The organism is Kitasatospora sp. P5_F3, assembly GCF_054049135.1.
This window is the reverse complement of the sequence record NZ_JBFUMY010000072.1, coordinates 16353-35475: the sequence shown is the minus strand read 5'-3', so window position 1 is coordinate 35475 and position 19123 is coordinate 16353. Positions and strand designations below refer to the sequence as shown.

Genomic DNA, 19123 nt, shown 5'->3' with positions numbered 1-19123 from the left:
GGGGCGGCGGCGGTCTGCGCCGCCCACTCCTCGTAGAGGTGCACCAGCCACTGGCGAGGTGTCCGCCCCTCGGTGAACTCCTCCCCGAAGCCGAGCCGTTCGGCCAGTGCGGCGAGCACCGCGTGGTCGTCGCGGGCCTCGCCGTACGGGGCCACCGCCCGGTGCATGGCGATCAGGTGGGTGTCGCGGCGGCCGCCACCGAAGTCCTCGCGCTCCAGGGTGGTGGTGACGGGCAGCACGATGTCCGCGTGCCGGGCGGTCGCGGTCCAGTGCGGCTCGTGCACGATCACCGTGTCGGGGCGGGCGAACGCCCGGCGCAGTCGGCCGAGGTCCTGGTGGTGGTGGAACGGGTTGCCGCCGGCCCAGTGCACCAGCCGGATGTCGGGGTAGCTGTACCGGGCGCCGTCGTAGTCGAACTCCTCCCCCGGGTGCAGCAGCAGGTCGGCGATCCGGGCGCAGGGGATGAACTCCCGGACCGGGTTGGTGCCTTGGGGCAGGAAGGGCAGGCGCAGGGTGGGCCCGGTGTCGCCGACGTCGCCCATCGAGCCGTAGCCGTGGCCGAAGCCGCCGCCGGGCAGGCCGATCTGGCCGAGCGCGGCTGCCAGCGCCAGGCCGGCCCAGACCGGCTGCTCGCCGAACCGGGCCCGCTGGAGCGACCAGGTGACGGTGACCAGGGTGCGGGTGGCGGCCATCCGCCGGGCCAGCTCCCGGATCCGCTCGGCGGCGATGCCGCAGATCGGCGCCGCCCAGTCGGCGTCCTTCACCGTGCCGTCGGTCGCACCCGACAGGTAGTCGGCCAGCTGCGGCCACCCGGTGCAGTGCCGGGCCAGGAAGTCCCGGTCGTGCAGACCCTCCTCGACCAGGGTGCGGGTGAGCGCCAGCATCAGCGCGGTGTCGGTCCCGGGCGCGACCGGGAACCAGTCGGTGGCGGGGCCGGTCGGCAGGTCGTCGCGCAGCGGGCTCACCAGCGCCACCTGCACGCCTGCGGCGGCGAGTTCGACCAGGTATCCGGGAGTACCGTGCCGGGTCACCCCACCCGGGGTGACGTGTACGTTCTTGGCCGGGATGCCGCCGAAGGCGACGATCAGCCGGGTGTTGCCGATGATCGTGGGCCAGGAGGACCCGGCCCGCAGGACCGCGTCCGCGTCGCCGACCAAGTACGGCAGCAGCACCAGCGAGGTGCCCAGGCTGTAGGAGTTCCGCGAGCCGGTGTAGCCGCCGAACTGGTTGAGGAACCGGTGCAGTTGGCTCTGCGCGTGGTGGAACCGCCCGGCGCTGGCCCAGCCGTACGAGCCGCCGAACACCGCCTGGTTACCGTGCTCACCGCGCACCCGGGCCAGCTCGGCGGCCACCAGGTCGAGCGCCCTCTCCCACTCCACCTCGACGAACGGCTCCGCGCCGCGCCGGGTGGACGGGCCGGGGCCGTGCTCCAACCAGCCGGCCCGGACGGCCGGCCGCGCCACCCGGGTGGGGTGCCGGAGCGATCCGGCCACCCCGCCGAGCAGCGGGGAGGGCGAGGGATCGCCCGGATGCGGCAGCACCTCCACCCCGCCGCCCGCCAGCGGCCGGACCCGGTACGCGCCCCAGTGCGAGGTGCTGGGCGTACCCGTCACAGTCGGCTCCCCGGTACCGGGGTGGTGCGACCGTGGGTGGCCGGCTCCTGGCGGCAGGGCCGGGTGGCGACGATGGCGACGAGCTGGAGGGCTGACATGGCACGGGCTCCTGACGGGAGGTCAGCGGGTGAGGTGGGCGCGCCAGTCGGGCGCGTGGTGGCAGGCGGCGGCCCGCTCGGGGCCGTGCGGCTGCGGTTCGGGCAGCTCGCGGCAGGCCGCGTCGGCGAACGGGCACCGGTGCGCGAAGACGCAGGCCGCGTCGGACGGGGCGGCCGGGGCGGGGGTCCGCAGCAGGGCCAGGTCGGTGCGGTGCGCGCGCAGCAGGCTGGGCGCCGAGGCGGCCAGCAGGGCGCTGTACGGGTGCAGCGGCTGCTCCAGCACGGCTTCGGCCGGGCCCTGTTCGACCAGCCGGCCCCGGTAGAGCACTGCGATCCGGTCGGCCACCCCGGCCAGCGAGTCGAGGTCGTGCGAGATCACCACAACGGCCAGGCCGAGTTCCCGCCGCAGCTCGTCGAGCAGCCGCAGCACGTGGTTGCGGTTGGACGCGTCCAGCGCGCTGACCGGCTCGTCCGCGAGCAGCAGCCGGGGGCGGGTGACCACCGCCCGGGCCAGTGCGACGCGTTGGCGCTGGCCGCCGGAGAGCCGGGCCGGGGTGCGGTCGGCCAGCGCCCGGTCCAGGCCGACCTGGTCGAGCGCGGTGAGCACCCGCTCCTCGCGCTCGGCCCGCTCGGTGCCCGCCACCACGAGCGGCTCGCCGATCAGCCGGCGGACCGTCAGATCGGGGTCCAGCGAGCGCAGCGGGTCCTGGAACATGTACTGGACGGTGCCGTCCCGGCGGACCGCCCGCAGCGCCCGGCCACGCAGGCCGGTGCGGTCCTGCCCGTCGACGGTGACGGTGCCCGCGACCACGGGGGCCAGGCCGACCACGGCACGGGCCAGTGTGGTCTTGCCGGAGCCGGTCTCCCCGATCACGCCGAGCAGTTCACCCGCCCGGGCGTCCAGGTCGACGCCGTCCAGCACCCGGGGCCCGGGGCCGTACGCGACGCTCAGGCCGCGCAGCCGCAGCAGCGGCTCGCCCTGCGGCGCGGCCGTCGGCGCCTCGGTGCGGGCGGGCAGGTCGGTGGTGACGGTCATCGGAACACCTCCGTGCGGTGGGCGGTGCCGGCCAGGGCGAGCTCGCCGGCCCGCAGGCAGCGCACCTGGCGGTCGGGCGCGGTGCTGGTCAGCGGGACGGTGTCGGTGCCGCAGGCGTCGGTCGCGTAGTCGCAGCGGTCGGCGAACCGGCAGCCTGGCCCGGCCGTGCCCGGCTCCGGTGGACGGCCCGGGATGACGGTCAGTTCGCGGCGGGTGCGGKCGCCGAGCGAGGCGACCCGCAGCAGTGCCTCGGTGTAGGGGTGCGCGGGGGCTGCGATCACCTCGGCGGTCGGGCCCTGTTCGACGATCTCGCCCGCGTAGAACACCAGGATCCGGTCGCAGACCTCGGCGACCACGGCGAGGTCGTGGGTGACCAGCAGCAGGGCCAGGCCGCGTTCGGCCCGCAGCCGGTCGAGCAGGTCGAGGATCTCTGCCTGCACCACGGTGTCCAGCGCGGTGGTGGCCTCGTCGGCCACCAGCAGCTCCGGGTCGCCGCAGACCGCGATCGCGATCAGCACCCGCTGCAGCATGCCGCCGGACAGTTCGTGTGGGTAACTGTCGTACACCCTGGCGGAGTCGAGGCCGACCGAGTCGAGCAGTCCGGCCGCCCGGGCGCGCGCCTCGGCCCGGGGCAGGCCGTGCCGGACCCGGAGCGGTTCGGCGAGCTGGCGGCCCACGGTGAGCGCGGGGTTGAGGTAGGAGCTCGGGTCCTGGAAGACGGCGCCCAGCCGGGTGCCGCGCAGCTGCTGCCACTGACGCCCGGTCAGGTCGGTGAGCGCGGTGTCGCCCAGGGCGATCCTGCCCTCCGCGACCTCGACGCCGGGGGCGAGCAGGCCGAGCACAGAGCGGCAGGTCAGCGTCTTGCCGCTGCCGGACTCGCCGACCAGGCCCAGGGCCTCGCCCCGGCGGACGGTGAACGAGACGTCCCGGACGGCCTCGGTGCGGCCGTGGCCGACGGTGAGGTGCAGGGCCTCGACGGTGAGGGCGGGCGGTTCAGACGGCGGCGAGGTCATCGCGGCGCTCCTTCCCTCGGGCGGTGGACTTCTCGGTCTTCTCGGTCTTCTCGGCGGTCACCGGCTCCGCCGCGTTCGGCTCCGCGTCGCGGACGGCGTCCGCGAGCAGGTTGAGCGCGCCGACGGTGAGCATGATCAGCGCGGCGGGCAGCGCGGGCGCCCAGGGCTGCTGGGCCAGGAAGCCCAGGTCACCGGCCAGCATGCCGCCCCAGGTCGGCGCGGGCGGTTGGACGCCGATGCCGAGGAAGGTCAGCGAGGAGACCGCCAGCAGGCTGGTGGCCAGCGCGTGCGCGGTGGTGACCGCCACGGTCGGCAGCACCTTGCGCCAGATGTGGGTGCGCAGGATCCACCACCGGGAGGCGCCCATCAGCTCGGCCGCCTCGACGTACTGCGCCCGGTCCAGGCCGAGCGCGGCGGCCCGGGTGACCCGGAAGAACAGCGGGGCGAGCAGCACGCCCAGGGCCAGCATCGCCTGGTGCAGCCCGTTGCCGAGCACCCCGACGGCGGCGATCGCGAACAGCGTGAACGGCAACGTCATCAGGGCGTCCACCGCGCGCAGCGAGACCCAGGTGAAGGCGGCGCCGAAGCGCACCGAGGCCAGCCCGGGCAGCACGCCGAGCAGCATCGCGGCACCGACCGCCTCGACCGCACTGAGCACCGAGCTCCCGGTGCCGGCCAGCAGCCGGCTCAGCACGTCCCGGCCCAGGTAGTCGGTCCCCAACAGGTGGGCGCCACTGGGCCCTTGGAGCGTCCGGGCGGTGTCCTGGGCGAGCGGGTCGAGCGGGGCGAGGGCATCGCCGAACAGCGCCAGCAGGGCGACCACGGCGAGCACCCCGAGGGCGGCCCGGGCCACCGGCACCCCGCCGGTGGAGCGCAGGATGCTCATCGTGCCTCCTTGGCCTGGGCCGAACTGGCCTTCCGGGCAGCGGGGTTGAGCGCGAACAGCCCGGCATCCACGGCCAGGTTGGCGATCAGCACCACCACCACGGTGACCAGCAAGGTGCCCTGGATCACCGGGACGTCGTGCTGTTCGGCGGCCCGCAGCGAGAGTTGGGCGATCCCCGGCAGGTTGAAGATCCGTTCGGTCACCACGGCCCCGCCGATCAGCATCGGCACGCTCATCCCGAGCACCGTGACGGCCGGTCCGGCCGCGTTGCGCAGCACGTGGCCGAGCAGCACCCGCCGCCGGGACAGGCCGCGCATCACCGCGCCGGTGGCGTAGTTCTCCCGCAGCTCGCCGACCAGCGAGGTGCGCAGCTGCCGGGCGATCGCGGCGGCCGCGTCCAGGCTCAGCGCCAGCGCGGGCAGCACGGCGAACCGCAGCCACTGGGCCGGATCGCGGCCGAACGGGACGTACCCGCCGGAGGGCAGCAGCCGCAGCTGGACGGCCAGCAGGGTGATCAGGCCGATCGCGATCACGAAGGCGGGCAGGGTGCCGAGCACGGTGCAGACGGCGGTGACGATCCGGTCGGTGCGGCCGCCGTTGCTGAGGGCGGCGGCGATCCCGGCGGCGCCACCGAGCAGCACCGCGAACAGCAGGGCCAGGCCCGCGATCGAGAGGTCGACCGGCAGCGCGGTGGCGATCGAGTCGGCCACCGGCACGGTGGTGAACCAGGACCGGCCGAGGTCGCCGCCGAGCGCGTCGGTCAGCCAACTCCCGTACTGCACCGGCAGCGAGCGGGCGAGCGGACCCGCCGTCAGGGGCCGGCCGGGCGCGAGTACGGCGCTCACGAGGCGCTCACGCCCTCGAAGCGCTGGACCACGGTGAAGGCGGGGATCTGCGAGACCGACCGGCGACGGGCCAGTACCCGGGGGACGCTGTACAGGAAGACGTTCGGCATGGTCCGCACGGCCAGCGCGGTGGCCGCCTGGAGCACCTTGGGGTAGTCCGGTGAGTCGAGCGGGGTCCGGGAGACCTTCTCGACGGCCTCCTTGAGCTCGGGCGGGGTGGTCCGGCCCGGGTTCATCAGGCCCTGCTCGCCGAACAGCACCTGGAACGCCTGCGGGGCGGAGTCCCGCCCGGCGAACTGGTCGGTGAACAGCGCCTTGGAGTGCTGGATGTAGACGATCTGGGTGGCCTGCGCGGCCGGCACCACCTCGATGGTGGTCCTGATCCCGACGTCCTTGAGCTGTGCCTGCAACTGCTCGGGCAGGCCCTGCGCGGCCGAGGTGGTGATGGTCAGGTCGACGCCGTTCGGGTGTCCGGCCTTGGCCAGCAGTTCACGGGCCTTCGCCGGGTCGAAGCGGTACAGGTCCTCCGAGCCCGGGTCGTGACCGACGTAACCCTTCGGGAAGGGTTGGTAGTTGGCCTCGCCGAGGCCGAACTGCTGGGTCTTCACCAGCGCGTCGCGGTCGATCGCGTACTTCAGCGCCTCGACCACCTCGGGCTGGTCGAACGGCGCCTTGGTGATGTTGATGTCCAGCACCGCCACCACCAGCGAGGGGATCACCTGGACCTCCAGGCCGGCCGCCTTCGCGGCGGCGACCTGGCTGCCGGGGATCTGGGCGACGTCGTACTGACCGGACTGCAGGCCGGCCACCACCGTGGCGGCGTCCGGGAGCGGGTGCAGCTCGAAGTTCTCCAGCTTGATCGAGGCCGCGTCCCAGTAGCTCGTGTTCCGGCGCAGCACCGCCTTGCTGTTCTGGGTGTACGAGACCAGCGAGAACGGACCGGCGCCGGCCGGCTTGGTGGCGATCCCGGCGGTGTCCGTCTCGAACGCCTTCGGGTTGACGATCAGGCCGGTCTTGCCCGCCAGCAGATTGGGGAACTGGTAGTCGGGCTGGGTGAGTTGGAGCACCACGGTGCCCGGGTCGGGGGCGCTGACCTCCTTGAGGTGCACCAGCTGCGGGGCGACCAGCGACTTCGGGTCGGTCCGGCCCCGGTCGAGGCTCTTCTTGACCGCGGTGGCGTCCAGCGGTGTGCCGTCGTCGAAGGTCAGGCCGGGCCTGAGCTTGAAGGTGACCGAGGTGCCGTCGGGGGCGTAGCTCCAGCCGGTGGCCAACGCCGGTACGGCGGCGCCCTGTTCGTCCAGCTTGGTGAGTCCGGCGTAGACCAGCGAGAGCGCGTGCACGTCCCAGCCCGCCGAGGAGAAGACCGGGTCCCAGGAGGTCGGCAGGGCCCAGCCCCAGCGCACGGTGCCCGAGCTGCCGCTGCCGCCCACCGCATCGCCGGTGTCGCCGCAGGCGGCCAGCAGCAGCGCGGCCCCGGTACCGAGACCGAGCCCCAGGAAGGAGCGTCTGGCCAGCGTCGAACGGCCTTCGGGCAGTGCGTTCATGAGTGTGGGTCACCTTTCGGGTGCACGCCCCGCCCGCCCCGGACCGGTAGGTCGGGGCGGCGCACGGGGCATGGCGTCGGCGTGCACCGACGGTTCTGGGCGTGGATCGGCGCGGACGGCTCCGGCCCCGGGAGGGGCGCACGGCGGCCGGGCAGCGAGGAGAGGGGTGCGCGCCGTCGGGGACGGCGGGCGGGCGGTCACCGCGGTGTCGGGTGACCGGGGCCGGTCGGCGGGACGGTCAGCGACCGCGGGCCGGACGGGAGTGCGGGCGGGCAGGGCCCGGCCGGTACGGCGGGCAGGTCTGCCGCCGGGAGAGCGCGCTCAGCGACAGAGGTCGCTGCTGGTGCGCCGAAGGTCCACGTAGCGGCACACCACGTTGGGGTGCGTGGAGAACATGCGCACATCCTGGCGACTGGAACACCCCGCTGTCAATGGACACCAAAAGGTGTCTCATTCCCTGGCGGCCCACCCCAATTCACCGACCACGCACGATCCTTGCAGCTCAGGGGCGCCGGGGCCGGCGAGCAGCAACGAGCCCGAACGCTCGGTCGGGTGCAGGAACAGGGCCTCGCCGGCGGTCTTCACCCGGACCGCACCGGCCGGCACCTCCCCCTCGGCCGAGGCCAGTTCGGACGCCGACACACTGCGGTAACGCTCCATCAACATCGCGGCCGAGGGCGCGTCCTGAGCCGGCACCAGTCCGGGGCAGACCGCGCGGGCCGCCGCCAGGTACTCCGCGAGCGGACGCCAGCCCGGCACCGCCCGCCGCCCGGCCGGGCCGACGAACACCAGCGTCGGCAGTGCGTACCGGTGGCCGTCCTCGGTCTCCTTGGCAGACCCGGGGTGCGGCCCCGGACCGCGCAGGCCGACCACCTCGGGGACCGGCCGACGGGTCTCCGCCCGGTCCGCGCGCACCCGTTCGAGCACCGCCGCCGAACCGGCGTCCGCCTCCAGCCGGTCGAGGTCGAGGTCCGGCACACCGTGCAGCGCGGCCCGCACCCGGTCCGGGGTGTCGGCCGGTTCACCCAGCACGAAGGCGGTCTCCCGCAGCCGCCGCAGCACCCGCTCGGCCACCAGTGGGCCCTGCGCCTCGGCGGCCGCCGCCGCGAGCGAGGCGGGCCAGCTGCTGGCGGCCACCCAGCGCAGGCCGGCGGCGCGCGGCGCCCCCGTGTGCGCGGTGATCCCCTCGACGTAGCGGGCGTACCAGGCCGTCTCGGCGGCCGGATCGGGCGCCGGGTCGTCGTCCTCGTCGAACAGGATGCCGAACACCCGGCGATGGTCCGCCGCACCCGCCAGCACCCGCAGCAGCGCCCGCACCTTGGGCTCCGAGCCCCAGGCCCACGGACAGGCCGGGTCGGTGTACTCGACCACCTCCAGCCGGACCGCCGTCACGCCGGGACCACCGCCGCCGGACGCGTCGACTCCCGCACCAGACCGGCCACCGTGGTGGTGGCCAGGATCCGCACCGCGCGCTCCTCCACCGCCCGCCAGACCGCCGGCAGCGCCTCGGCCGGGCCCGGGTAGGCGAGGTCCGCCAGCGGCTCGCCGCGCAGGGTGATCACCTCGCCGTCCACCGCCCGCACCACGTCCAGCAGGGTGATCTCCTCGGCGGGCCGGCCCAGCCAGTACCCGCCCTCGCAGCCGCGCTGACTGCGCACCAGACCGGCCCGGCGCAGATCGCCGACCACCGACTTCAGGAATCGGAACGGGACTCCCTGCGAGGAGGCGATGGCCTCGCAGGTGAGCGGACGAGCCGCGTCCCCGGCCAGTTCGACCAAGGCGCGCGCGGCGTAGTCCGCCTTCGCGGAAATATGCATGAGCATGAGTATCCCCGGCCCGCCGCGCACTTCAAGTGCCTTCCCCGGCAGGCCCGGAGGAAAGGACACCTCTTGACATCCTTTCCGGCCGCACCCTAGCGTCCTGACCATCCGGCGGGGCCCGGCCGTTGCAGCCCGCCCACTTCCCGTACCTTCCTGGAGCCACCATGCCCACCGCCCACAGCCACGCCCCGACGGCCGACGGCGAGCCCGGCGCTTCCTGCACCGAGGCCGGCACCGGCTTCCACCCGCACCTGCCCGACCACGGCCGGCCGGCCGCCGACACCACCCCGTTGCGGGCCCGTCTGCACCACGTCCGGGCCGGTGAACTGGACGGCGACACCGCGCAGAGCAGCGGCATGCGCAGGTTCGCCGCGATCAGCGGCGGCACCGTCGGCTCGGAGAAGCTCTGGATGGGCCAGACCCACGTCGCCCCCGCCACCGCCTCCTCCGACCACCACCACGGCGAGTCCGAGACCGCGATCCACGTGGTCAGCGGCCACCCGGAGTTCGTCTTCGTCGACGACTCCTCCGGCACTCCCGAGGAGATCCGGCTCCGCACCTCCCCCGGCGACTACGTCTTCGTGCCGCCCTTCGTGCCGCACCGCGAGGAGAACCCGGACCCGAGCGAGGAGGCCGTCGTGGTGATCGCCCGCAGCACCCAGGAGGCCATCGTGGTGAACCTCCCGAGCCTCTACCCGCCGCCCTCCGCCTGACCGGCCGGGGCCGGCGTCAGCCGCGCTCGACCGAGATGCCGCCCACCAGGCCCCAGGCGGCCACCCGCACGGTCGGACCGCCGGGCTCGGTGGGGCCCGTCGTCGCGGACCCCGCCGAGCCGGAGCCCGCCGGTCTCGACCCGGACGTCCGGGCGCACCCGCAGCCTGACCCCGCCGATCAGGCTCAGCTTGGAAGCGGAGGTGGCCGAGTGCCACCGCCGCCTGCTGGCCTCACTCAAGGCGGGCGTCACCCCGGAGCTGGAGGAGCTCGCCACGGTGACCTTCCTGGGTGAGGTGACCGCCCTTGGGCCGGTCGTCGACTACCAGCCGGGCCTGCTCGCCCGCTGGTTCGCCGCACCAGCACCCAAGCGGGGGTAAGCCGATCTGAGACGCCGGCCCCACGCGAGGACTTCCGCTCCAAGCCCGCAGCCCCCCGCCCGGTGTTCATTTTGCCGCCTCCAGCTGGATGGTGAGTTCCTCGGTGCAGACGCCAGCTCTCCACCCGGCCGGGCAGCCACTGGCCGCTGATCCGGATCTCGACCCACTGCGCCGAAGCGCGATAGGTGTCACCAAGGCAAGCGTGTTGTCACCGGGGCGGCGAACGGAGCGCGCAGGGCCGACTACCTGGTACTCGCCGCCGAGGGCTGATCTGAAGGGAACGTCACGTTCGGATAGCCCCCGGGGTAAGTCACTCGGTCGACACCCGTGTCCCGAGCTCACGGCGCGGGGAGGTGGGTGGAGCGGAAGGTGTTGAGGTAGATGCGGCTGTCCACGCCCAGGCCGCTGGGGTTGCGGTCGCAGGCCTGGAACTCCAGCAGGTCCTGGTCGGGCTGGAACAGCCCGGCGCCGAAGCGGAAGTGGATCAAGGTGTCGCCTACGTTCCTGGTGTACATGTGCCGTTCGCCCGAGCGGTGCATCGTGCGGGCCGCCAGGTCGACCTCGTAGCGGTAGATCCAGTCCTCCTTGGGCACCTCGAGCACGGTGGTTCCGGTGAAGGAGAGCAGGTGGACCTTCCCGGCCCGGTCGGTCAGCAGGGCCATGCTGTCCGGCCCCGGATTCCCGGTGGGGGCCTTGAAGGCCACCTCGAACGTGCAGTCGGGGGACCACAGCGGGGCCGCGGTGGAGGTGAGGAACGTGACCTGCCCGTCGTCGTAGACGCCCAGCAGGTAGGACCGCCCCGCCCCGGTGCCGACGGCGGTGAGCGCGGCGGATCCCGCCAGGCCGGGCATGTCCACGTGGCTGACCATGACCGGCAGCAGGCCGTCGGCGACCGGTCGCAGGTCGTAGAAGAACACCGCCCCGTGGTGTTCGCCCTCGGCGGCCTGCACCAGGTAGTCGCCAACGACCTGGCAGCCGCCGGTGTGCGGGAGCACATAGCGCGGGTGCTGGACCTCGAAGGAGAACGGCCGCGGCCCGTGCTCATGCAACGGAACCACATGCACCCGGCCCTGGATGTCCTCCCAACTGTTCCGGGGCATCAGGTACCGGTCGCGGTAGCGCGCCATCGACTGGACGTGGTTCTTCCAACCGTCGCAGTAGTTGTGTGGGCCGAACCAGGTCCGTGCGAGGTCGCCGTCATCTTTCGTCCACCTCAGCGCCTGCGTCAGGTCGGTGATCCGGGTGCCCCACGGGTCGGGGGCAAGGAGTTCCATGGTGCGCACGGCCTCGGTTGGCTCGCTTTGGGCGAGCAGGGCCCGGTAACCCGTCGGCAGCACGGTGGGAGCCACCCCCGAGTTGATCAGGCCGAGCGTGTCGATCTCGGTGCGCCACGTCCTTCCGTCGGTGGTGGCCACCGCCGAGAAGGCCCACAGGGACCGGTCCAGCGCGCCGACCACCGCCAACCGGTCGGGCAGTGGAACCGGTGCCGCGGGCGCCACCAGGCGCTGCATCGGTGGCAGCGGCAGCGCCGTGGCCGCCGACCAGCCCGATCCGGGCGACAGCACGGTGGTGCCCACCAGCGTCGGCTCGTCGCCAACGGTCGGCATCGCCAGCACGGCGTGCAGCTCGTCCTGGAACACCGCGCCGACCGGGGTGAACGCGCTCGAACCCGCCGAGAGGTAGTCGAAGTCCGTCCAGTGCGTGGCGTCCTCCGAGGCGATCTGCCACGGCCGCTGCTCGTCCGGCGTGCGGCCGAAGACGTGCAGCCGGTTCCTGTGGACCGTCACGGTCGGGCTCTCGCCGAGTCGGCAGCGGTGGTCGGCGGCGGTGATGTTGATCTGCGGATTGGCCCAGCCGCCGCTCGGGGTGCGCACTTGGCAGTAGGCGGTGCCGGCCGCCGAGGTGCCCCGGTAGAACACGAGCAGCATGCCGTTGAACGCGGCGACGGCGGGAGCGTGGCTGGTGGCGGCGACCGGCACCGCCTCGCGCCTGGTCCAGCTGCGACCGTCGCCGGTCGAGGCCACCCACATGGTGGACTCGTGCCCGGGGGCGCCGCGCAGCACGACGAACAGCCGGTCGCCGACCACCACCGGGACGGGCGGCTCCACGCTCTCCGCCTCGATCGCATTGGTCAGCGAGTGTGGCTCGCTCCAGCCGTGGCCCTCGGCCGCGGTGCAGTAGTACAGCTGGGCGGTCTCCGACTTCCGGTAGAACAGATAGCGAATGGCACGGAATCTGGCGATGGTCGGCCGGTCGGGCGTGCGGGGCGCGTGCCGGCCGCCGAGCGTGGTGACGGAGCTGCTGGCAAGCAGCGGGGGTTCGACCATCTGGACCTCCTGGAAACAGGTTCAGCATGGCACTTCGGTTCGCACCTTAACCATCGCCGGATCGGGTGATTCGCCCCTCGGCCGGGCGCCGGCCGCGGAGGCCTACTCGGGGATGTGGCCAGCCTCGGTGAGGAGCCGGGTCCGCAGATAGAAGTCGGAGCCGCGCATCCGGGTCTCCTTCGTCGTGCGGTCGGGCGGGGGCGGCCCGGTGGGCCGGGCCGCCCCGTGGGCGGTTTGCTGCTACTGGTCGGTGGCGCAGTGGTGGTTGGACTCGATGTACTCGCCGTCGGTGAAGTCGGTCTCGGTGGACCAGCCGCAGGCGGAGCACTCGGCCCGGCCCTCCCAGCCGATCTCGGGCCCGTCGTCCCGGTCGCAGTCGTGGTCGGCGTCCACGCTGGTGCCGTCCTCGAACTGGGTACCGCCCCCATCGCGGCACGCGTCACACGTCCAGTCAGCGGACCAGGTGACCAAACCCTCGGCCAGACCCTCGGACTGCTTCTCGGCGAGAGCGGCGGGCAGCGCGTCCAGCAAGGCAATCTGCTGGACCGTCAGCTTGCCGTCGGTGCGGGCCTTGCCCTGCTTGCGCAGCCACGCACCCGGCCGGAACGCCGGGTCCGCGGCGCCGCCGGTGCGGTTGGCGGGGCCGTCCAGGGCTCCGCCGGTGGCGAGGTAGGCGAGCAGGCGGCGGTAGGAGCGGTTCCAGTCCGGCTCCAGGCGCCACATCGCGTCCAGCGCGGTCAGCTTCGTGTCCTGAGTGGCCGTCAGCTTCGTGTTCTTGCGCTGCCGCGTCAACAGGGCCGCGCGGCGGCCGGCTCCACAGGGCACGGGAAGCCTGCTTCGCGAGCAACGGCGCTCAGACACTTGACCGTTGGGTGCGGGCGGTGAAACCGTCCACAGGTGGTCAACACTGTGGGGGAATCGATTTCGGCCCGACCGGAGGACCGCGGCGCGTCCGTTCTGCGCTTCGCGGTGGAACTCGTCGCATGGGTGGCGACGCCCTGGGCGCTGGCCGGCCACTCCTGGCTGCTTGCCGCGCTGTCCGTCGTGCTCTTGGTCGGCCTTCCCACGTGCTTCTCCACTCCGGGTGACAAAGCGCAGGTGATCATCGCAGTACCGGGCTGGGTGACAATCCTTCTGGTGCTGCTCCAACTCGCCGCGGCCGTGGCTTCCTCGTGGCTGGCCTGGCCGGTGTGGGCGGCCGGCCCCGTGACTCTGCTGGCCGCCGCGACTGTTGTCACGGAGCGCCGACGCTGGCGGTGGCTGGTCTCCGGCGGACCGACTCCTCACCCAGGACACTCGTCCGCCAGCTGAAGCGCCCGGCCACAGGGGCTGCTGGTGCCGCTACTGGTCGGGCACCCAGCCGCGGACCTCCAGGTACGCGATGTCGGCGTCCTCGACGGCGCGGCCGGTCTCCACCAGCCAGGCCTGCATCGCCTCGGTGACATCGCCGTGATGCTCGGCGACGCGCCGGGACCGCTCGGGGCCGTCCCTCTCGTCCAGCTCCAGCAGCGACCGTGGGGCGCGGTGGGCCGTCCTGGCGGGGTATGTCGAAATCCGCTTGCGGCGCGGCGCCGGACCGGGCAAGCATGGGCGGAATGAAGGTCACTGAGGACAAGAGCGCCCCGGACCAGACCGCTCAGTACCGGGGGTTGGCGGTCCTTCACTGGGCGGCGTACGACGAACCCGGTTGGGACCACCCGGTCTTCGAGCGGATCATCCGCACCTCGGGAACGCCGGCGCTGGAAATCGGGGTCGGGGCCGGTCGGCTGCAACGCCGCTATCTGGCCGCCGGACTKCCGGTGGAGGGGCTGGACGCGTCGGAGGAGATGCTCGCGGTCTGCCGCGAGCGCGCGGCGGAACAGGGACTCGCACCGGTTCTGCACGCCCAGCAGGTCCAGGAGTTGGACCTGCCGAACCGCTACCGGACCATCTACATCCCCTGCGGCAGTATCGCCTGCCTGCCCGACCGGCAGGCCCTGACCGAGGCGTTCCGGCGCTGCCGGGAGCATCTGGAGCCGGGCGGTGTGCTGGCGTTCAACCTCGAACCGATCGACCACGACTACAAGAGCGCTGCCGCCCCGGCCGAGGACTGGCAACCGCACGTTCGACTCGATCTGGAGGCCGGCGAAACGCTGCGCGTCGAGCGTCGGATGCTCGCCGAGGACGCGGTGGAGCAGAGCTGGACGGAGGAGCGCCGATACACGCTGCTGCGCGGCGAGGCCGTGCTGGCCGGCCCGCAGGTCCGCCCGGCGACGCTGCACTGGTACCACGCGCACGAGGTCCTGGCCCTGCTCCGACTCGCAGGCTTCACGTCGGTCGAACTCACCGAGGCGGACCTGTGCACGCCGTACCGCGGCGCATACGACCGCGGGCCTGTCATCGTGACGGCCACGACCGGCTGAACCGTTCGAGTGCCCGACGGCTGCTGGCCACCACCTTGAATCCGGCGCGGTCGCGGGCTCGGGAGACGGCGACGAGCCGGGGGACGATGGCCCGCCACTCGGGTCCGGCCTCGATCATCGCGGTGACTCCGGCCGACGACCGTTGTGCTCGGTACCGCCCACGGGGGCGGTGTGGCGAGCACTCCCCGGCAGCGGTGGCCCGAGAGGTCTGATCGGGGGCAGCCCGACTGCAGGGGCGGCGCAGCGGGTCTGAGAAGTACGGGTTCGGGTGTGGCTCACGGGGCGAAAGTGCGGCGGGACAGTAGCACTGCGGACAGGCAGAGCGCCCCGGTCACGACCATGGCCTCGGCAACGGTGGTGACTGTGGTGCCGGGCAGGCCCGGCCTGGAGCCGAACCGGGCCGGGACGCGGTCCTGCGGGTCGTAGGTGACGCTGACCTCGCTGTTCACAGCGGGGCGCTCGGAGCCGGTGGCCTCGACGGACAGCGTCGACCCGTCGGCCAGCTGAACGTCACTGAGCAAGGTCAGCGGCAGGTCCACTGTGCCACCGCCGCCCCCGTACTGACGGTGGGCGTAGATGACACCGGAGGCCACGACACCCCGGTCGTGCAGAGCTCGCTGGTCCGAACCGCTCACGGCGGCGGTCAGCCAAGCGGCGGCACCCAGCAGTACCAGCAGCGAGCCCAGGAGAAGCAGGGCAGCCCCCGTTCGGCCGGCCGGGAGACAGACTGCGGATACGAGCAGCAGCACCACTACCAGGAGGCCACCTGCGGCCGATCCCGCCGAGATGGACAGCAGCGTACCGCTGCGCTCGTGCAGCAGGGTGATCCCCTTCACCGCGCCCGCCAGCGCGGCGGGCAGGGCGATCGGGAGGACGACGCCTGCCGCACCCCGGACCGGCACGCGGCAGACGGCGGGGGCCGACTCGGCTTCCATCCACCAATACTGACGGTGCGTCAGCACCACCGCAAGAAGCAGCAGTGCGGCGACCACGACGCCAAGAGCAGCGGACCAACGGCACCAGCGTGGGCACTGGCGGCGACTCACCGGCTCTGGTGGGCCGGTGCAGCAGTAGGACGCCGCAGTGGCGACCCGGCAGGCAGGCCTCGAGGGTCATCGGCTCCCGCTTGGTCGGCGCCGGCAGTGCCAGCGGGCCCAGCCCCTCCAGATCCCGGTCGCTGACGCACTGCGGGCACTCCAGCCGCTCCGGGCCGGCCTCCTCCGTGAGCTCCAGCAGCGACCCGGCCCTCCCGCCGATCGGGCCCCGGCAGGTCCAGCACGGGCGCAGCTCGGCGTTCGCCTTCTGGGTGTCCAGCAGGCGCTGGCGCGCGGCGGCTGCCTTCTTCTCCTGCTTCTTCTCGTGTTTCTGGTGGCAGGGGTAGCAGCGGCCGCCGGTGCGGCGGGTCCAGTCGCGGCGGAGGGGGCCAGCCAGGCTCGTTACCTGGAAAATGTTCGCCACTCGTCGTCCAGCGACGCTAGCCTCGCCGGTCATGGGAGCACGAGCGCAGTACGTGGTGGTCGAGAACGGCGCCTGGCGGCGGTACTACTCGCACTGGGCCGCCAACCGGGTGGTCAGCGATCTGCTGCCAGGTCCGGCCGCGGCGACACGCGGCTTTCGCGCTAACCGGGAGACCGACGAATGGCTCGACGACGTATGGTGCGAGGGCGCCGCACTCGTCGACCACGACCGCAGGATCCTGCTCTGGTTCGCTTTCGCGGAGAGTTGGGCCGACCACCTCGCCGCGCGCGCCGTACTGGCTCGGACATGGCCCGGCTGGGACATCCGATTCGCACACGACGGCATGGGCGATCTGACCCATCACCTAGGCCTTGGCAGGGACCTGACCCGTGCGCCGGGCTGGTTCGAGACCTCCGAGCCGTTCTGGTCCGCAGATACCGAGGACACCAAGCCCTGGTCCGTCCTCTCCCTGCGCCTGCCCGACGGAAGTGTTCGCGCGTGGGGCAGCGGGCGGGAGCTCATGGAGCACGTCGCCGAAGGCCCCGGCCTGATCGACCTGCTCCACGCCTCGTCGGCCACCCCTGTGCCCACCGACATGCCGTACGGCGGCGTCCATCTCGACCCGCAGACCCGCACCCTCTCGCTCTGGGCAGTAGAGACCGTGACCGGCATCCACAACAGGACGTTGCCGGGCTGGGAGAACTGGGTCCTGGACTTCCGTGGCGACGACCATACCCAGCAGGCCTGCCTGCTCCCCGCCGACTTTCCCTTCCCGCACCCCCCGCTCGCGGCCGCACTGCGGCGGCTCAGCGACAACCTGGGCACCCCGCCACCCGACACCAGCGCGTTGCTCGCCCGCGCCACGGGTACGCCTCACCCACAGGGCACCACCCCCGTGGTGAACCCCGCCGCGCTGGTGCCGCACGAACCAGCCGATCCCACCCCGGCCGAACTGGCCCAGCTGCGCACGGCGCTCGATGCGCTGATCGCAGGGGCAGAGACTGACTGACCACCGCACCGGGCGCTCCGCTCGCCTTCCCGCCGCCGCCTCGGCAGCACCGTCCCGGGGACGGCACACACTTACCGCACCGACTCTCACCTTGTTCTTTAACTTCTGCGATCTTGGTGTTCGGTCATGGTGAGGTCGCGTTTGACGATCTTTACGACGTCGTGGCGGGGTGCAGGTGTGCGGTTCCTGGAGCCGGGTGGCCGTCCGGGGCCGGGTTTGCCGGGTTTCGGTGCTCTGGCGGGAAGTGTGCTGATCGGGCGGATGTTCCTGAACCCGCGGCGGACGCGGGCCGGTGTGAGCCGGCCCGGGGCGGCGGGCTTCTCCCAGGGTCGGCGGAGGTCTTCAGCGAGTGGGCGGGCGAGGCGGAGCTGGGTGTGGGTAGTGATGACGATCCAGGTCCAGTGGTCGGCTGCTGCCGGGGAGCGGAGTCTGGGGCGGGTCCAGCCGAGGGTCTGTTTGAACAGCCGGAAGGTGTGTTCCAGGTCGCATCTGCGGAGGTAGGACTGCCACCAGCGATCGACGTCGGCGGCGGTGGCGCCGGTGGCCGAGGACCACAGCCACACCGGCTTGGGATCGCGGTCGCCGGGCAGGTGATCAACCTCCAGGCGGACCAACGTGCCCTCGATGACGGGCAGTTCACCGTCGTGGTCGAGCCAGCAGGTGCGGTGGGTGAGCCGGGGGTGCATTCGGTCCCAGCTGTCGGCGGTGGCGGTGCCGTAGCGGGTGGTGGAGGTCGTGGTGGTGTGCTCCGGGGCGTGCCAGGTGGCGGGCTTGTTGAGGGCGAACTCGGGCCCGTGCTTGGGCGGGCGGCCGTTGGTGCCGGGAAGTCTGGGCGGCTTCGGGCGTCGCAGGACCCGGTCGGAGCGGATGCGTCCAAGGAGTTCGACGGGCAGGTCGGCGATGACGAACGCCAGGCGGGTGACGTCGTAGCCGGCGTCCATGACCACCAGGACGTCCGGGTCACCCTGGGCCCAGTGTCCGGCAGCGACCAGCCGCTCGACGACGGCGCGGAGCTGGTCGGCGGTCACGGCGGTGGCGTCGTCCTCGGGGCCGAGGCGGACGGCGTCCAGGATCCCGGTCCAGGAGGTGCGGCCGCTCTCCAGCGCGACGACGAAGGAGTAGGGCCAGCCGGGGATCAACTGCGCGGCGTTCTTCGCGCACCCGTGGACGTGGCAGAACAGCCTGTCCGGGCTGGTCGCGGCGTCCGATCGCAGCCAGGAGCTGATGTCCACCGCCAGGACGATCCGCCCGTCGGCGGTGCGGGGCAGCGGTAGAGCGGCCAGTGCTGTCCGCAGCCGGTCCGCCTCGATCCAGCCGCCGTTCAGCGCGTCGTAGAGGGCGCCGTGTCCGCGACGGTGCTCGGGCGCCAGCGCGAGGTCGACGAGGGCCTTGACCGGCCCGTCCGTGCAGAGCAGGGCGTCGGTCAGCTCGAACAGGGCATCCGCGCGGGCGGTCAGGCAGTCGTAGAAGTCGCTCCGGAACCTGGACAGCACGGACAGGGACTCGACGCGGGCAGCGTCCTCCAGCACACTCGTCCTTACGGCCTTGGTTGGTGATCATAGGTGCTTCGCAGCGCACATGATCACGCCAAGGCCATACTGCTGTCCGGCGAATCGGGAAACCGCACAGGTCGCCCTCCCGGCAGGCCGCTGCTACGGCTTGCCAACGACTCCAAATTCTCCGCAGACGGCCGCGAGAGCTTCTGCGGGGTCGGACGTGTCTGTGCGGCTGGCACCCTCGACAACGAACGGTGGCTGGCCTTGCTCGCCCGAATCGACTTGGACGCAGCCGACGCCAGAGCCGACGCTGAGGAAGTACACGTTGTCGTCGTCGCCGGGGTGGGTCACCTGCAGCCGTTCGACCCTGAGCCCAGGCAGAACGCGGCGGGCACCATCGACAACATCATCAAGCGGGCCACCGCTACGGTCGGCGGGCCCCCACACCCTGCCCCGGATCAGTTCACTCATGCGCCGAATCATCC

At 72.8% G+C, this 19123-nt stretch carries 20 protein-coding genes; 6 read left to right on the top strand and 14 right to left on the bottom strand.

Annotated features, from left to right (window positions below; all coding sequences use genetic code 11):
* From ACXJMZ_RS30405 to ACXJMZ_RS30370, 8 genes are all read right to left on the bottom strand, one after another.
* The coding region (locus ACXJMZ_RS30405) for a molybdopterin-dependent oxidoreductase (RefSeq protein WP_457033244.1) at positions 1 to 1613 on the bottom strand (1613 nt) is incomplete at its 3' end.
* Positions 1614 to 1733: 120 nt separating this feature from the next.
* Positions 1734 to 2747, bottom strand: coding sequence for an ABC transporter ATP-binding protein (locus ACXJMZ_RS30400; protein WP_457033243.1), 1014 nt, complete (start codon positions 2745 to 2747; stop codon positions 1734 to 1736).
* Positions 2744 to 3760, bottom strand: coding sequence for an ABC transporter ATP-binding protein (locus ACXJMZ_RS30395; protein WP_457033242.1), 1017 nt, complete (start codon positions 3758 to 3760; stop codon positions 2744 to 2746). The genes ACXJMZ_RS30400 and ACXJMZ_RS30395 overlap by 4 nt, the downstream gene beginning before the upstream one ends.
* On the bottom strand, positions 3741 to 4646 hold the full coding sequence (locus ACXJMZ_RS30390; RefSeq protein WP_457033241.1) for an ABC transporter permease: 906 nt from the start codon (positions 4644 to 4646) through the stop codon (positions 3741 to 3743). The genes ACXJMZ_RS30395 and ACXJMZ_RS30390 overlap by 20 nt, the downstream gene beginning before the upstream one ends.
* On the bottom strand, positions 4643 to 5491 hold the full coding sequence (locus tag ACXJMZ_RS30385) for an ABC transporter permease (protein ID WP_457033240.1): 849 nt from the start codon (positions 5489 to 5491) through the stop codon (positions 4643 to 4645). Before ACXJMZ_RS30385 ends, ACXJMZ_RS30390 begins: the two co-directional genes overlap by 4 nt.
* Positions 5488 to 7035 carry an ABC transporter substrate-binding protein gene (locus tag ACXJMZ_RS30380; RefSeq protein ID WP_457033239.1) on the bottom strand — a complete coding sequence of 516 codons (1548 nt, stop codon included), beginning with the start codon at positions 7033 to 7035 and terminating at the stop codon, positions 5488 to 5490. Before ACXJMZ_RS30380 ends, ACXJMZ_RS30385 begins: the two co-directional genes overlap by 4 nt.
* Positions 7036 to 7485: 450 nt before the next feature.
* Positions 7486 to 8427: a hypothetical protein gene (locus tag ACXJMZ_RS30375; protein ID WP_457033238.1), complete on the bottom strand. Its 942-nt coding sequence runs from the start codon at positions 8425 to 8427 to the stop codon at positions 7486 to 7488.
* Positions 8424 to 8852: an RrF2 family transcriptional regulator gene (locus ACXJMZ_RS30370; protein WP_457033237.1), complete on the bottom strand. Its 429-nt coding sequence runs from the start codon at positions 8850 to 8852 to the stop codon at positions 8424 to 8426. The genes ACXJMZ_RS30375 and ACXJMZ_RS30370 overlap by 4 nt, the downstream gene beginning before the upstream one ends.
* A 167-nt stretch (positions 8853 to 9019) precedes the next feature.
* On the opposite strand from ACXJMZ_RS30370, the gene ACXJMZ_RS30365 reads away from it, so the two are divergent.
* Positions 9020 to 9568, top strand: a complete 549-nt coding sequence (locus ACXJMZ_RS30365) for a cupin domain-containing protein (protein WP_457033236.1) — start codon at positions 9020 to 9022, stop codon at positions 9566 to 9568.
* Positions 9569 to 9757: 189 nt separating this feature from the next.
* Positions 9758 to 9946, top strand: a complete 189-nt coding sequence (locus ACXJMZ_RS30360; RefSeq protein WP_457033235.1) for a hypothetical protein — start codon at positions 9758 to 9760, stop codon at positions 9944 to 9946.
* 338 nt (positions 9947 to 10284) lie between these two features.
* Here the strand turns inward: ACXJMZ_RS30360 and ACXJMZ_RS30355 are convergent, their stop codons facing one another.
* Complete coding sequence (locus tag ACXJMZ_RS30355; RefSeq protein ID WP_457033234.1) at positions 10285 to 12273, bottom strand: hypothetical protein; 1989 nt, start codon at positions 12271 to 12273, stop codon at positions 10285 to 10287.
* A gap of 240 nt (positions 12274 to 12513) precedes the next feature.
* On the bottom strand, positions 12514 to 13098 hold the full coding sequence (locus ACXJMZ_RS30350) for a helicase associated domain-containing protein (RefSeq protein WP_457033233.1): 585 nt from the start codon (positions 13096 to 13098) through the stop codon (positions 12514 to 12516).
* Between the two features lie 72 nt (positions 13099 to 13170).
* Here ACXJMZ_RS30350 and ACXJMZ_RS30345 point away from each other — a divergent pair, with 72 nt between their 5' ends.
* Entirely contained in the window at positions 13171 to 13584 is a 414-nt protein-coding gene (locus ACXJMZ_RS30345) for a hypothetical protein (protein WP_457033232.1), read from the top strand.
* A gap of 30 nt (positions 13585 to 13614) precedes the next feature.
* On the opposite strand, the gene ACXJMZ_RS30340 is transcribed toward ACXJMZ_RS30345, so the two are convergent.
* Positions 13615 to 13857, bottom strand: a complete 243-nt coding sequence (locus tag ACXJMZ_RS30340) for a hypothetical protein (protein ID WP_457033231.1) — start codon at positions 13855 to 13857, stop codon at positions 13615 to 13617.
* An 11-nt stretch (positions 13858 to 13868) separates the two neighbouring features.
* Between ACXJMZ_RS30340 and ACXJMZ_RS30335 the strand changes: the two genes are divergently transcribed.
* Complete coding sequence (locus ACXJMZ_RS30335; RefSeq protein WP_457033230.1) at positions 13869 to 14675, top strand: class I SAM-dependent DNA methyltransferase; 807 nt, start codon at positions 13869 to 13871, stop codon at positions 14673 to 14675.
* 275 nt (positions 14676 to 14950) lie between these two features.
* Here ACXJMZ_RS30335 and ACXJMZ_RS30330 read toward each other — a convergent pair whose 3' ends face one another.
* Positions 14951 to 15610: a hypothetical protein gene (locus ACXJMZ_RS30330; protein ID WP_457033229.1), complete on the bottom strand. Its 660-nt coding sequence runs from the start codon at positions 15608 to 15610 to the stop codon at positions 14951 to 14953.
* A gap of 287 nt (positions 15611 to 15897) precedes the next feature.
* Here ACXJMZ_RS30330 and ACXJMZ_RS30325 point away from each other — a divergent pair, with 287 nt between their 5' ends.
* Together ACXJMZ_RS30325 and ACXJMZ_RS30320 are read left to right on the top strand one after the other, a co-directional pair.
* Positions 15898 to 16056 (top strand): hypothetical protein, encoded by a 159-nt coding sequence (locus ACXJMZ_RS30325; RefSeq protein ID WP_457033228.1) that lies wholly within the window; start codon positions 15898 to 15900, stop codon positions 16054 to 16056.
* Positions 16057 to 16164: 108 nt separating this feature from the next.
* Positions 16165 to 17142, top strand: coding sequence for a hypothetical protein (locus ACXJMZ_RS30320; RefSeq protein ID WP_457033227.1), 978 nt, complete (start codon positions 16165 to 16167; stop codon positions 17140 to 17142).
* 98 nt (positions 17143 to 17240) lie between these two features.
* Here ACXJMZ_RS30320 and ACXJMZ_RS30315 read toward each other — a convergent pair whose 3' ends face one another.
* Both ACXJMZ_RS30315 and ACXJMZ_RS30310 read right to left on the bottom strand, forming a co-directional pair.
* The gene (locus tag ACXJMZ_RS30315; RefSeq protein WP_457033226.1) at positions 17241 to 18671 is read right to left on the bottom strand and encodes an NF041680 family putative transposase; all 1431 of its coding nucleotides are present in this window, start codon (positions 18669 to 18671) and stop codon (positions 17241 to 17243) included.
* 123 nt (positions 18672 to 18794) lie between these two features.
* A complete protein-coding gene (locus tag ACXJMZ_RS30310; protein WP_457033225.1) occupies positions 18795 to 19109 on the bottom strand; it encodes a hypothetical protein in 315 nt (104 codons plus the stop codon).
* Positions 19110 to 19123 lie beyond the last annotated feature (14 nt).

Coding starts and splice junctions, on each gene's coding strand:
- ACXJMZ_RS30365 (WP_457033236.1), top strand. CDS start 9,020: ATGCCCACCGCCCACAGCCACGCCCCGACGGCCGACGGCGAGCCCGGC.
- ACXJMZ_RS30380 (WP_457033239.1), bottom strand. CDS start 7,035: ATGAACGCACTGCCCGAAGGCCGTTCGACGCTGGCCAGACGCTCCTTC.
- ACXJMZ_RS30400 (WP_457033243.1), bottom strand. CDS start 2,747: ATGACCGTCACCACCGACCTGCCCGCCCGCACCGAGGCGCCGACGGCC.
- ACXJMZ_RS30390 (WP_457033241.1), bottom strand. CDS start 4,646: ATGAGCATCCTGCGCTCCACCGGCGGGGTGCCGGTGGCCCGGGCCGCC.
- ACXJMZ_RS30370 (WP_457033237.1), bottom strand. CDS start 8,852: ATGCATATTTCCGCGAAGGCGGACTACGCCGCGCGCGCCTTGGTCGAA.
- ACXJMZ_RS30320 (WP_457033227.1), top strand. CDS start 16,165: ATGGGAGCACGAGCGCAGTACGTGGTGGTCGAGAACGGCGCCTGGCGG.
- ACXJMZ_RS30355 (WP_457033234.1), bottom strand. CDS start 12,273: ATGGTCGAACCCCCGCTGCTTGCCAGCAGCTCCGTCACCACGCTCGGC.
- ACXJMZ_RS30330 (WP_457033229.1), bottom strand. CDS start 15,610: ATGGAAGCCGAGTCGGCCCCCGCCGTCTGCCGCGTGCCGGTCCGGGGT.
- ACXJMZ_RS30310 (WP_457033225.1), bottom strand. CDS start 19,109: ATGAGTGAACTGATCCGGGGCAGGGTGTGGGGGCCCGCCGACCGTAGC.